This window comes from Mycolicibacter senuensis, from assembly GCF_003284925.1.
GTDB classification, from domain to species: Bacteria; Actinomycetota; Actinomycetes; order Mycobacteriales; family Mycobacteriaceae; genus Mycobacterium; species Mycobacterium algericum_A.
Genome location: NZ_QMEX01000048.1, coordinates 14,995 through 27,919, shown reverse-complemented (window position 1 = coordinate 27,919; position 12,925 = coordinate 14,995). Strand labels below are relative to the sequence as shown.

13 protein-coding genes are annotated in these 12,925 nt (G+C 68.3%); 5 read left to right on the top strand and 8 right to left on the bottom strand.

The window, feature by feature from the left end:
• The 3 genes from DQP56_RS12925 to mca form a co-directional block, all read right to left on the bottom strand.
• A partial coding sequence (locus DQP56_RS12925; protein WP_133258929.1) for a thioredoxin domain-containing protein occupies positions 1 to 1,604 on the bottom strand: 1,604 nt, incomplete at its 3' end.
• A gap of 25 nt (positions 1,605 to 1,629) precedes the next feature.
• Positions 1,630 to 1,884: a hypothetical protein gene (locus DQP56_RS12920; protein ID WP_013827971.1), complete on the bottom strand. Its 255-nt coding sequence runs from the start codon at positions 1,882 to 1,884 to the stop codon at positions 1,630 to 1,632.
• On the bottom strand, positions 1,884 to 2,753 hold the full coding sequence (mca, locus tag DQP56_RS12915; RefSeq protein WP_112685993.1) for a mycothiol conjugate amidase Mca: 870 nt from the start codon (positions 2,751 to 2,753) through the stop codon (positions 1,884 to 1,886). Before mca ends, DQP56_RS12920 begins: the two co-directional genes overlap by 1 nt.
• Before the next feature lie 116 nt (positions 2,754 to 2,869).
• On the opposite strand from mca, the gene DQP56_RS12910 reads away from it, so the two are divergent.
• Positions 2,870 to 3,292 (top strand): DUF4307 domain-containing protein, encoded by a 423-nt coding sequence (locus DQP56_RS12910; RefSeq protein ID WP_112685991.1) that lies wholly within the window; start codon positions 2,870 to 2,872, stop codon positions 3,290 to 3,292.
• Between the two features lie 137 nt (positions 3,293 to 3,429).
• Positions 3,430 to 3,924 (top strand): transcription elongation factor GreA, encoded by a 495-nt coding sequence (gene greA / locus DQP56_RS12905; protein WP_112685989.1) that lies wholly within the window; start codon positions 3,430 to 3,432, stop codon positions 3,922 to 3,924.
• 13 nt (positions 3,925 to 3,937) lie between these two features.
• Here greA and DQP56_RS12900 read toward each other — a convergent pair whose 3' ends face one another.
• The 4 genes from DQP56_RS12900 to DQP56_RS12885 form a co-directional block, all read right to left on the bottom strand.
• Positions 3,938 to 5,092 carry a cystathionine gamma-synthase gene (locus DQP56_RS12900; RefSeq protein ID WP_112685987.1) on the bottom strand — a complete coding sequence of 385 codons (1,155 nt, stop codon included), beginning with the start codon at positions 5,090 to 5,092 and terminating at the stop codon, positions 3,938 to 3,940.
• Positions 5,089 to 5,811: an Rv1078 family RDD domain-containing protein gene (locus DQP56_RS12895; protein ID WP_112685985.1), complete on the bottom strand. Its 723-nt coding sequence runs from the start codon at positions 5,809 to 5,811 to the stop codon at positions 5,089 to 5,091. Before DQP56_RS12895 ends, DQP56_RS12900 begins: the two co-directional genes overlap by 4 nt.
• Before the next feature lie 64 nt (positions 5,812 to 5,875).
• Entirely contained in the window at positions 5,876 to 7,270 is a 1,395-nt protein-coding gene (locus DQP56_RS12890; RefSeq protein ID WP_112685983.1) for a cystathionine beta-synthase, read from the bottom strand.
• Positions 7,271 to 7,316: 46 nt separating this feature from the next.
• Positions 7,317 to 8,375 (bottom strand): alpha/beta hydrolase, encoded by a 1,059-nt coding sequence (locus DQP56_RS12885; RefSeq protein WP_112685999.1) that lies wholly within the window; start codon positions 8,373 to 8,375, stop codon positions 7,317 to 7,319.
• Positions 8,376 to 8,556: 181 nt separating this feature from the next.
• On the opposite strand from DQP56_RS12885, the gene DQP56_RS12880 reads away from it, so the two are divergent.
• Together DQP56_RS12880 and DQP56_RS12875 are read left to right on the top strand one after the other, a co-directional pair.
• A complete protein-coding gene (locus DQP56_RS12880; RefSeq protein ID WP_112685981.1) occupies positions 8,557 to 9,423 on the top strand; it encodes an SGNH/GDSL hydrolase family protein in 867 nt (288 codons plus the stop codon).
• Between the two features lie 34 nt (positions 9,424 to 9,457).
• Complete coding sequence (locus DQP56_RS12875) at positions 9,458 to 10,675, top strand: acetyl-CoA C-acetyltransferase (protein WP_083040355.1); 1,218 nt, start codon at positions 9,458 to 9,460, stop codon at positions 10,673 to 10,675.
• A gap of 178 nt (positions 10,676 to 10,853) precedes the next feature.
• On the opposite strand, the gene DQP56_RS12870 is transcribed toward DQP56_RS12875, so the two are convergent.
• A complete protein-coding gene (locus tag DQP56_RS12870; RefSeq protein WP_112685997.1) occupies positions 10,854 to 11,717 on the bottom strand; it encodes a Bax inhibitor-1/YccA family protein in 864 nt (287 codons plus the stop codon).
• A gap of 166 nt (positions 11,718 to 11,883) precedes the next feature.
• Between DQP56_RS12870 and DQP56_RS12865 the strand changes: the two genes are divergently transcribed.
• Positions 11,884 to 12,921, top strand: coding sequence for an enoyl-CoA hydratase/isomerase family protein (locus DQP56_RS12865; RefSeq protein ID WP_112685979.1), 1,038 nt, complete (start codon positions 11,884 to 11,886; stop codon positions 12,919 to 12,921).
• The last annotated feature ends 4 nt before the right edge of the window (positions 12,922 to 12,925 follow it).

The following is a 12,925-nucleotide window of genomic DNA, read 5'->3' as shown; positions in this document are numbered from 1 at the left end:
AGTGCCTCGGTGACCAGCGCCGCCCCCGACGGCGTGGCCCCGTCCAGCGGATCGCCGGGGCGCAGCACCAGTGCTTCGGCATCGTCGGCGTTGTCGAACCAGCGTCCTGGCCGCGCCGGATCGGCGAAGTGGGTCAGCGCGGTGTCCAGCAGGCCGGTGGCGGCAGCTAGCCACCGCTGTTCACCGCTGAGTTGATACACGCTGAGCAATCCGGTGGCCAGCGCGCCGTAGTCCTCCAGGATGGCCGCACTGTCGCCTACCCGGCCGCCCAGGCTGGCCCGGCGCAGCCGCCCGTCCACCAGGTGTAGCTGCAGCAGTTCGCCGGCGCAGCGCTGCGCCGCGGCAGCCAGCCCCGGATTCTCCAGCGCCACAGCGGCTTCGGCCAAGGCGGTGATCGCCAACCCGTTCCAGGCGGTGACCACCTTGTCGTCGCGGTCGGGCTGCACCCGGGCACGCCGGGCAAACAGCAACCGCTGGCGCACCCGGTCGAACCGTTGGAGATCGTCAGGATTGACGGGCAACTGCAGCACCGACGTACCGGATTCGAACGTCCCGCTCGGGGTCACCCCGAAAACATCTGCCGCCCACTGCCCCTCGGCCTCGCCGAGCACGTCGGCCAGCTGAGCGGGAGTCCACACGTACGTGGAGCCCTCCCCGCCGTCGGCGTCGGCGTCCAGCGAGGAGACGAACATGCCGCCGCACGCGAGCTCGTCCAGCAGAAAGCGGGCCGTCTCCGAGGTCACCCGGACGGCCAGCGGATCGCCGGTGCGCCGGGCCCAGTGCGCGTAGGCCCGCAGCAGCAGCGCGTTGTCGTACAGCATCTTCTCGAAATGCGGTACCACCCAGGCGCTGTCGACGCTGTAGCGGGCAAATCCCCCGGCGAGCTGATCGTAGATTCCGCCGCGTGCCATCGCCGCACCGACGCGGGCCACCGCGTCCAGTGCCGGACGGTTTGCGGTCCGTTCGTAGTGGCGCAGCAGGGTCTCCATCAGCGCCGACGGCGGGAACTTGGGTGCGCCGCCGAATCCCCCGCGTTCGGTGTCCTCATCACGCAGCACCGCCGCCACGGCACCGTCACAGAGCATCGCGTCGACGGGCGGGCCGTTGCCGGGCAGGCCGGCGGCCATCTCCCGCAATTCGGCGGTGATGCGCCCCGAAGCGTCCTCGACCTCGCCGCGGCGCTCGCGCCAGGTGGAGCTGATCGCCGAAAGCAGGTTCAGGAACGTCTCTTTGGGGTAGTAGGTGCCGCAATAGAACGGCCGGCCGTCCGGAGTCAGAAAACATGTCATGGGCCAGCCCCCGCGGCCGGTGAGCGCCATGGTGGCGTTCATGTACACGGCGTCGATGTCCGGGCGTTCCTCCCGGTCGACCTTGATGCACACGAAGCCATCGTTCATCACCTCGGCGACGTGGGCGTCCTCAAACGAGCCGTGCGCCATCACGTGACACCAGTGACATGCCGCATAGCCCACCGACAGCAGGATCGGCACGTCACGCTCGACGGCCTCGGCCAGCGCCTCGGGTGTCCACTCCTGCCAGTGCACCGGATTGTCGGCGTGCTGGCGCAGATACGGGCTGGTGGATTCGCCGAGACGATTCGACATCAGCTGACCCTGCCTAACCCTGGTTCTAGCCCGCCGAGTCCGGTCCCGGGTCCAGCGTGCCCTCGTCGGCGGCCTGGTCGGCGGCCGGATCCTCCCGGTCGAAGGATTCCGGCACCCTCTTGAGGTGCCGGTTCATCGACCACACCAGCCCGAACGTGCCGAGCAGCAGGAGCACGACCACCAGCAGGCCGAAGGGACTGGCCTTGCCGAAGTCCGGCCCGGTCTCCCGGGGCACATCGTCGGCCAGGAGCCACAGTGTGGTCAGCAGAGCATGATTCATCAGTCGTCCTCGATCCCGGCGAACAGGTCGGTCTCCGGCAGGATGATAGGCACCCTGGACCGGGCCAGCTCGAACTCCTCGGTGGGCCACAGGCGTTGCTGCCACTCGATCGGAGCGGCGAAGAAATCGCCGTTCGGGTCGATCTGGGTGGCGTGTGCGCGCAGCGCGTCGTCGCGCTGGTGGAAGTACTCAGCGCAGTGGATCCGGCTGGTCACCCGGTCGGCGAAGCTGTCGTGGTCGGGTTTCCAGCGCTCCAGCCACTTTGCGAACGGCCCGATCTGCCCGTTCCGGGCGAACTCGTCCTGCAGCAACTGCATCCGCTGCCGCAGGAATCCGTGGTTGTAGTACAGCTTCGAAACGTTCCAGACGTCGCCGGCCTGCGGGTAGCGACGGTAGTCGCCGGCGGCCTCGAAGGCGGCCACCGAGACCTGGTGACAGCGGATGTGGTCGGGGTGCGGATAGCCGCCGTTCTCGTCGTAGGTCGTCATCACGTGCGGCCGGAAATCGCGAACCACCCGCACCAGGGCTTCGACGGACACCTCCAGCGGCACCAGGGCGAAGCAGTCCTCCGGCAGCGGGGGCAGCGGGTCGCCCTTGGGCAGCCCGGAGTCGACGAAACCCAGCCAGTGATGTTCGACGCCGAGGATCTCGGCGGCCTTGGCCATCTCGTCACGGCGTATCTCGGCGATGTGACCGTGGACGTCGGGCAGGTCCATGGCCGGGTTGAGGATGTCGCCGCGCTCGCCGCCGGTCAGCGTCACCACCATCACCCGGTGACCGGCGGCGGCGTAACGGGCCAGCGTCGCCGCACCCTTGCTGGACTCGTCGTCGGGGTGCGCATGCACCGCCATCAACCGCAGTCCGCTCATGTGCACGTTCCCCTTTTAGCCCCTATAGTTCCCGTTGGTTTCGGCCTCCATCGTTCCACCATGGGCGGCGGGCGCGTTAACCGATCCCGACTCACGACCCTGGGACATACCGCACGATGACCGACTCGAAGCCGGCCCGCTACGGGGACACCCGTAGCCGCGCCCTGCCACGGCGCCTGCTGGCCATCACGCTGGGCGCGCTGGCCATCGCGACGGCCGCGGCCGTCGCCGTGCTGGGCTTTCAACGGCTGACCACCGCCGACGTGAAAGGCGAGCTGTACGGCTACGAGGTGGTCGATGACCAGACGGTGACAGTGAAAATCAGCGTGACGCGATCTGATCCGTCCCGCCCGGCGGTCTGCATCGTGCGGGTCCGGGCCGGTGACGGCAGTGAGACCGGCAGGCGTGAAGTGCTGATTCCACCGTCGGAGTCGTCGACCGTACAGGTGACGACGATCGTCAAATCCTCCCAGCCGCCACTCATGGGCGATATCTACGGTTGCGGCCCCGACGTGCCCGATTACCTGCGGTCGCCCTGATTTTCCGGTGGTACCCTGTATGGATACACGGTTCCGGCTGGGACCGTGTATTGCTGCATTAGAACGACTGCATTACTAAAGACGTCGACCCCGCTGGCTGCTATCGCCGGGTCCGACGACATGAGGAGCACAGTGACATGACGGACACCCAGGTGACCTGGTTGACGCAGGAGTCGCACGACCGGCTCAAGGCCGAGCTCGACCAGCTGATCGCGAACCGTCCGGTGATCGCCGCGGAGATCAATGACCGCCGCGAGGAGGGTGATCTGCGCGAGAACGGCGGCTACCATGCTGCCCGCGAGGAGCAGGGGCAGCAAGAAGCCCGCATCCGCCAACTGCAGGACCTGCTCAACAACGCCAAGGTCGGCGAGGCTCCCACCCAGTCCGGGGTGGCGCTGCCCGGTTCGGTGGTCAAGGTGTTCTACGACGGCGACAAGAGCGACACCGAGACCTTCCTGATCGCCACCCGCCAAGAGGGCATCAGCGAGGAGAACCTTGAGGTGTATTCGCCGAACTCACCGCTGGGTCATGCCCTGCTCGGCGCCAAGGAAGGCGAGGAACGCAGCTACACGGTGCCCAGCGGCAACACCGTCAAGGTGACCCTGGTCAGCGCGGAGCCCTATCGCCCCTGAGGCCTACCGCGGCTCAGCGCAGCGCCTGCTTCAGGTCCTCGAGCAGGTCGTCGATGTCCTCGATGCCGACCGAGAGCCGCACCAGGTCGTCGGGAACCTCCAGTTGCGAACCGGCCGTCGATGCATGGGTCATCGCGCCCGGGTGTTCGATCAGCGACTCCACCCCGCCCAGTGACTCGGCCAGGATGAAGATCTCGGTTGCGGCGCACAGCTTCTCCGCCGCTCCTCGACCGCCGTGCAGCCGCACCGACACCATGCCACCGAACCCGCGCATCTGCCGCGCGGCAATGTCATGCCCCGGGTGGCCGGGCAGGCCCGGATACAGCACGGTGTCGACGGCGGCGTGTGCGGCGAGGAACTCCGCCACCGCGGCCGCGTTCTCGCTGTGCCGTTGCATCCGCAGCGCCAGCGTCTTGAGGCCTCGCAGCGTGAGGTAGGCGTCGAACGGACCGGGGACCGCCCCGGCGCCGTTCTGCAGGAACGCGAAGGCGGCGTCTAGTTCCTCGTCGTCGGTGACCAGCGCGCCACCGACCACATCGGAGTGGCCGCCGATGTATTTCGTGGTGGAGTGCAGCACCACGTCAGCGCCCAGCGTCAGCGGCTGCTGCAGCGCCGGAGAGGCGAAGGTATTGTCCACCAACACCTTTGCGCCCGATTCCCGGCCGATTGCGGCGATGGCTTCGATGTCGCTGATCGACAGCAGCGGGTTGGTGGGCGTCTCCGCGAAGATCAGTCGGGTCTTGTCGGTGAGGGCGGCACGCACCGCGTCCAGGTCAGACAGCGCGACCGGCGTGTAGGACAAACCCCAACCGGTGAACACCTTGTCGATCAGCCGGAAGGTGCCGCCGTAGGCGTCGTCGGGAATGATCAGGTGATCGCCGGGACGCAGCATCGCCCGCAGCGCACAGTCCGTGGCGGCCATCCCGGAGGAGAACGCCCGGCCGTACCCGCCCTGTTCGACAGCTGCCAGCGCGGTCTCCAGCGCGGTCCGGGTCGGGTTGCCGGTACGGGCGTACTCGTAACCGCCCCGCAGGCCACCGACACCGTCCTGGGCGAACGTACTGCTGGCATAGATCGGCGCATTGACCGCCCCGGTGGCCGGGTCGGGCCGGTAACCGGCGTGAATCGCCGTGGTGGAGGGGCCGATCGGGCCGTGCAGGCGGCTCACCGGATCGGCAGGCAGACGGTGGTCATGATCTTGTCGGCCAGCGTCTGGCGTTTGGCGTCCCACAGCGGGAACAGATAGCCGATGAGCAAGATGATGCTGTCGATGATGTGGGCCAGTTGTCGCACGATCGACATCCCGAACCCGATCGGCTGACCGGTGGTTTCGGAGACCACTTTGAACTTCATCAGCGATTTGCCGATGCTCGATCCGGTGGTGCCCTGCCGGTAGCCGTAGTTCCACAGTCCGAAGCCGAAGGCCCCCAGCCAGCCGAGGAACATCAGCAGGGCGCCGACGGCCGACGGCGTGACGGTGCAGGCGAACCCGGCCGACGTGGTGACGCACTCCCGTTGTGCGGTGGACCCGGCGATCATCGAAGGAATCCAGTAGATCACCAGGATCGGCAAGCAGTCGATGAGGTAGGCGCCCACCCGGGTGAGCCACGGCGTGTAGGACTCCTGCGGAAGGTCGCCGACCGGACCTCCGACCGAGGCGTACCCGGGGGCAGGCGGCGGGTAGTTGCCCGGCGGCGGGGGCGGATAGTTGCCCGGCGGGGGCGGCGGATAGTTCCCCGGCGGGGGGTAGCCGCCGCCCGGCGGGGGCGGGTAATTGCCGGCCGCCGGATAATCGCCCGGCCGCGGCGGCGGGTAGTTGCCCGGCGGGGGCGGATAATCACCCGGCGGAGGAGGGTAGGTGCCCGGTGGCGGCGGGAAGTCGGTCATGAGCACCCTTCTCCGAGTAATTCGATGCGGATTTTCACGCTACCGCAATGCGCCCGTGTGATCGCTACCTGCGGCGCGGCCCGTCGGAGAGGAACCCCAACAGGTCGTGGCGGGTGATGACGCCGACCGGCTTGCCGTCTTCGACCACCATCACCGCGTCGACGTCGGCCAGGGTGGTGGCGGCGACGCCGACCACCTCGCCGGAGCCGATCAGCGGCAGCGGCGGGCCCATGTGCTTCGAAACCGCGTCCGCGAGCTTGGCCCGGCCCTCGAAGACCGCCGAGAGCAGGTCCCGCTCGGACACACTGCCGGCCACCTCCCCCGCCATCACCGGCGGCTCGGCGCCGACGACGGGCATCTGCGACACCCCGTACTCCCGCAGGATCCCGATGGCGTCGCGCAGCGTCTCCGACGGGTGGGTGTGCACCAGGTCGGGCAACACCCCGGACTTGGCCCGCAGCACGTCGGCCACGGTGGGCTGCACCGTCGAGCCGTCCAGCCGGGAGCGCAGGAACCCGTAGGACGACATCCAGGAGTCGTTGAAGATCTTCGACATGTAGCCGCGGCCGCCGTCGGGCAGCAGGACGACGACGAGCGCGTCGGGTCCGGCTTTGACGGCCGCCTCCACCGCGGCCACCACGGCCATGCCGCAGGATCCACCGACCAGCAACGCTTCCTCGCGGGCCAGTCGGCGGGTCATGTCGAAGGAGTCCGCGTCGGAGACCGCGATGATCTCGTCGGGCACCTTCGGGTCGTAGGCGGCCGGCCAGAAGTCCTCCCCGACGCCTTCCACCAGGTACGGCCGGCCGGTGCCGCCGGAGTACACCGAGCCCTCGGGGTCAGCGCCGATGACCCGGACCCGGCCCCCCGACACCTCCTTGAGGTAGCGGCCGGTGCCGGTGATGGTGCCGCCGGTGCCGATCCCCGCGACGAAGTGGGTGACCTGACCGTCGGTGTCGTTCCAGACCTCCGGACCGGTGGTCTCGTAATGGCTCTCCGGGCCGGCTTGGTTGGAGTACTGGTCGGGTTTCCAGGCGCCGTCGATCTCGGTGACCAACCGGTTGGACACGCTGTAGTAGCTGGCCGGGTCGTCGGGCGGCACCGCCGTCGGGCAGACCACCACCTCGGCGCCGTAGGCGCGCATCACGTTCTGCTTGTCCTCGCTGACCTTGTCCGGGCAGACGAACACGCACTTGTAACCGCGGCGCTGGGCGACCAGCGCCAGCCCGACACCGGTGTTGCCGGAGGTGGGCTCGACGATGGTGCCACCGGGCCGCAGCGCCCCGCTGGCCTCGGCGGCGTCGATCATCTTCACCGCGATGCGGTCCTTGGAGCTCGCACCCGGGTTGAGGTATTCGATCTTGGCCACCACCCGGCCCGCCCCGTCGGGAACGATCGAATTCAGCTCGACCAGTGGGGTGTTGCCGATGAGGTCACTGATGTGGCGCGCTATCCGCATACCTGCCATCGTCTCAGGCGGTGCCACCCACCGGGGCACGGCCTCGCTAACCGGTGGCCTCGCGGATGTATTCGCCGATCTGGCGCAGCGAGCGGGTGGCCTCCGGCACGAACGGCGCGGCGATCTGGAAGACGTGGATCTGGCCCGGCCACACCCGCAGCTCCACCGGGACGCCGGCCGCGGCCAGCACCTTGGCGCCCAGCCGCGCGTCGTGCAGTAGCACCTCGGAACCGGAGACGTGGATCAGGGTGCGCGGCAGGCCGGGTTTGACGTGGCGCAGCGGTTCGAGGACCTTTCCGGGATGGCTACCGCCGTGAACGCGGTCGTTGCGGGCGGCCGCTTCGACCAGTTCGACGAACGCGTCGAACGCCTTGGGCGGGAACATCGCCCCGGTGTGGATGTTCGGGTGCGCCTTCTTGGCTTCCTTGGCGATCTCCAGCAGCGGCGACATTGCGACGATCGCCGCGGGGTCCTCGCCCTCCTCCAGCAGGCGCTGGGCCAGCGCCAGCGACAGGTAGCCGCCGGCGGAGTCGCCGGCGAGCACGATCTGCTCCGGTTGGTAGCCCTGGCGGCGCAGCCACCGGTAGCCGTCGTAACAGTCGTCGATGGCGTCGTCGATGGAGTTCTTCGGGACCATCCGGTACTCCACCACCAGGATCGGGCTGTCGGCGTACTTGGACAGCTTGGTGACGAGCCGGCCGTGGGTATTGGCCCCGCAGGTCACAAACGCGCCGCCGTGCATGTAGAGCACCACCCGGCGGGTGCCGTCGGCGGGCAGCACACCGGCGGCCCGCACCAGTTGAGCTTTGCACCGCGGCAACCGGATGGTGGCGCGGATGGTGCCCGGCGGCGGCAGCATCGCCTTGGCGGCGAAGTCGAGCAAGCCGAACGGCCACGGCATCCGCGGGAAGTAGCTGCCGACCGACAGCACCGGTCTGATGGTGGCCCTGGCGGCCAGCCACGCCAGCCTGCCTTCAACGCTGGGTGAGTCCTCGACGACCTCGACGGGCAGCCCGTCGTGGCGGCCGTGTCGGCGGGGCCGCGAAACGGGATATAGCCGGGCGGCAGAGCGCGACGAGCTGGGAATTCTGCTGGGTGCGGTCATGGCGGACACTCCCTCCAGCCGGCCCCGGCCGGCACAGCCAACGCGGTTCCACGTATCGTCACACGAAGAAGTATGTGAAGAAATCTTAGGGTTCGTTCCGATACGGCATCGGGTCCGCATCGTGATCTGTTTTGTTTGCTGCGCGCGGGCGTCGTGCGGTTTCGCTCCTTAGACTTACCCCATGGGGATCCAGGTGGCGCGGCGGTCGGCGGTCACGCTGGCGGCCGCCGGGGCGCTCGCCTCCAGCGGCACCCTCTACTTGGGGCTGCGCAATCTGTTGGCCGGCCAGGCCGACGTCGCGCGCCAGACCATTCCGAGAGCCTGCGACGTTCCGCCGCGCGCCGACGGCATCTACGTTGCCGGTGAGCTTCCCGGCGAAGTCGCCGTGCAGCGCTTTCAGCGTGGCATGAGCGTCGACCTGCACCTGATGGTCTTCGGCGACTCGACCGGGACCGGCTACGGCTGCTGCTCACCCGAGGAGGTGCCAGGCGCGCTGATCGCCCGGGCACTGGCCGAGCGCACCGGCAAGCGGATTCGCCTGAGCACCAAGGCAATCGTCGGCGCCACCTCCAAGGGCCTCGCCGGCCAGGTCGACGCGATGTTTGTCGCGGGGCCGCCGCCCGACGCGGCGGTGATCATGATCGGGGCGAACGACGTCACCGCGCTCAACAGCATCGCCGGCTCCGCGCAGCGACTGCACGCAGCGGTGAAGCGCCTGCACCGCAGCGGCGCGGTGGTGGTCGTCGGCACCTGCCCGGATTTCGGGGCGGTCAGTGCGATCCCCCAGCCGCTGCGGTTGGTCGCGCAGATCCGCGCCCGGCAGTTGGCGCGGGCCCAGACCCGGGCGGTCAAAGCCGCCGGCGGTATCCCCGTGCCGTTCGCCGACTTCAGCGCGCCGGCGTTCCGCGATACACCCGGGCTGCTGTTCGCCCGGGACCAGTACCACCCCTCGGCCGCAGGTTATGCGCTGGCGGCGAGCCAATTGATCCCGCCGCTGTGCGCCGCGATGGCCCAGGCCGATTTACGTGCGACGGTGCCGCCGGACTAGATTCGGCTGCAATACCCGATCGCAAGGAGTCATCGTGCCCGAAGCCGTCATCGTCTCAACTGCTCGCTCACCGATCGGCCGGGCCGGTAAGGGTTCGCTGGTCACCATGCGGCCCGACGACCTGGCCGCGCAGATGGTTCGCGCCGCCCTGGACAAGGTGCCCGAACTCAACCCGCACCAGATCGATGACCTGATGATGGGCTGCGGCCAGCCCGGCGGCGCCGCCGGCTACAACATTGCGCGCGTGGTGTCGGTGCTGCTCGGCTACGACTTCCTGCCGGGCACCACGGTCAACCGCTACTGCTCGTCGTCACTGCAGACCACCCGGATGGCGTTCCACGCGATCAAGGCCGGCGAGGGCGACGCGTTCATCTCCGCCGGGGTGGAGACCGTCTCGCAGTTCGGCATCGGTGCCGCTGACGGCGCCCCGGACAGCAAGAACCCGCTGTTCAACGATGCCATGGCCCGCACCGAGGCGGCTGCTGCCGGTGCCGAGGAGTGGCATGACCCGCGCGCCGACGGCAACCTGCCCGACATCTACATCGCGATGGGCCAGACTGCCGAGAACGTGGTGCTGCACACCGGGATCAGCCGCGAGGACCAGGACCACTGGGGTGTGCGCAGCCAGAACCGCGCCGAGGAAGCCATCAAGAGCGGCTTCTTCGCCCGGGAGATCTCCCCGGTGACGCTGCCGGACGGCACCGTCGTCAGCACCGACGACGGGCCGCGCGCCGGCACCACCTACGAGAAGATCAGCCAGCTCAAGCCGGTGTTCCGTCCCAACGGCACGGTGACCGCCGGTAACGCCTGCCCGCTCAATGACGGCGCGGCCGCCGTGGTCATCACCAGCGACACCAAGGCAAAGCAGCTCGGCCTCAAGCCGCTCGCCCGGATTGTGGCCACCGGAGTGTCGGGCCTGTCGCCGGAGATCATGGGCCTGGGGCCGATCGAGGCGGTCAAGAAGGCGCTGACGAACGCGAAGATGTCGGTCTCGGACATCGACCTGTTCGAGATCAACGAGGCCTTCGCGGTGCAGGTGCTCGGCTCGGCCCGTGAGCTGGGCATCGACGAGGACAAGCTGAATGTGTCCGGCGGGGCGATCGCGCTGGGCCACCCGTTCGGCATGACCGGCGCCCGCATCACCGCCACCCTGCTGAACAACCTGGCCACCCACGACAAGACCTTCGGTGTGGAGACGATGTGTGTCGGCGGCGGCCAGGGCATGGCGATGGTCGTGGAGCGCCTCTCCTAGTTCTTCTTCCCGTTGACGCTGCGCTGAGGGCTGCCGCCACTCGCATTTTTGCGCCCCTAGCGCAGTGTCAACGCCGTCTCAACGCACATCCGCGGCGGTTAAAAAATGACTCTGCGCTGAGGGCTGGTGCTACTCGCACCTTGCGCCCCAGCGCAGAGTCAACGGGAAAAGCGGAAGGTTATTCGCTCTGGAAGTAGCTGAGCAGACGCAGGATCTCCAGGTACAGCCAGACCAGCGTCACCGTCAGACCCAGGGCGATGCCCCAGGCAGCCTTCTCCGGCGCCCCGGCCCGGATCAGCTGGTCCGCCGCGTCGAAGTCGATCAGGAAGCTGAACGCGGCGATCCCGATGCAGACCAGCGAGAAGATGATCGACAGGGTCCCGCCGCTGCGCAGACCCAGGCCGTCACCACCGCCGACACCGAACAGCGACAGCACCAGGTTGCCGATCATCAGGGCCAGCACACCGAACAAGGCGCCGACGATCATCCGGGTGAACTTCGGGGTGACGCGGATGGCGCCGGTCTTGTAGACCACGAGCATGCCGCCGAACACCCCGAAGGTGCCCATCACCGCCTGGCCGATCATCGAACCGGCGTTACTGGTTCCGACTGTGACCGCGGTCAGCACGAACGAGATGGCGCCGAGGAACAGCCCCTCCAGCACCGCGTAGCTGAGCACCAGTGCCTTGCTGTCCTGCCGGCGGGTGAACATGGCCACCATGACCAGCGCCAGGCCGCCGAACGCGCCGATGAAGGTCAGCGGGGCCGCCAGCGCCTGATTGGCCGAGACCAGGAAGAACGACACCACGGCGGCGATGCTGAGCACCCCCAGCGTCATGCCGGTCTTGGTGACGACGTCATCGATGGTGAGCGGGCGGCTGACCTCCCGCTGGTAGTCGGTCTGAGGGCTCTGCAGACCGGGGTAACCCTGGCTCATCTGCTGGGTTGCGCCGGCGGTGGCTTGCCCTAAACCGGTGCCGAACTGCGCATAACCGCCCTGCTTGGGCAACGAACGAAATACCGGGTTGCTGGTCTCCCGCACCTTCCCGATCCTCTCTAATGCTGTCTTGTGCTCCGACACGAAATGTGCGAACAACTTGATCAACGATCCACGACCCGCCGGGGTTCCCAACAGACTGCGGGCCGTTCCTCCGCCAAACCTTACCCGCGGACCGGCGACCGCGGGAAGGGATCTACATTGCGAAGGCGTGACGAGTGAATCTGACGAGGTACTGGCCCGCGTCGAGAACGGGATCGGTCTGCTGACGCTGAACCGCCCGCAGGCGATCAACTCCCTCAACCTACCGATGGTGACCGCGATGACCGCGGCGCTTTCTACCTGGGCCGACGACCCGGCGGTCACCGCGGTGGTGCTGTCCGGCGCCGGCGAGCGCGGACTGTGCGCCGGCGGCGACGTGGTCGCGATCTATCACAGCGCCAAAGCCGACGGCGCCGACGCGCGGCGCTTCTGGCACGACGAATATCTCCTCAATGCTCAGATCGGCGGATACGGCAAGCCGTACGTGTCGCTGATGGACGGCATCGTGATGGGCGGTGGTGTGGGAGTCGGCGCGCACGCCAACACCCGGGTGGTCACCGACACGACGAAGATGGCGATGCCGGAGGTGGGCATCGGCTTCATCCCGGATGTCGGCGGCACCTACCTGCTCTCCCGCGCGCCGGGCCACCTCGGCCTGCACGCGGCACTGACCGGTGCGCCGTTCTCCGGCGCGGACGCCATCGAACTGGGTTTCGCCGACCACTATGTGCCGCACGCCGCGCTGGGCGACTTCACCGCGACGATCCGCTCCGACGGGGTCACCGAGGCACTGCAGCGCCACGCCGTCGACACGCCACCGAGTGCGCTTGCGGCACACCGTGACTGGATCGACGAGTGCTATGCCCACGACACCGTCGCCGAGATCGTGGCCGCGCTGGCCGGACATGCCGACGCCGAGGCCAACGCCGCCGCCCAACTCATCGGCACCCGCTCTCCGATCGCCTGCTCGGTGACACTGGAATCGGTGCGCCGGGCGGGTGAGTTGGCCACGCTGGAAGACGTTCTGATCCAGGAGTTCCGGGTGTCGAGCGCATCGCTGCGCTCCCATGACCTGGTGGAGGGCATCCGCGCCCAGTTGGTGGACAAAGACCGCAACCCGCAGTGGTCGCCTGCGACACTGGCCGAGGTGAGCTCCGCAGACGTCGAATCGTATTTCGTCCCCGCCGAACCCGATCTAGTGTTTTAAGGAG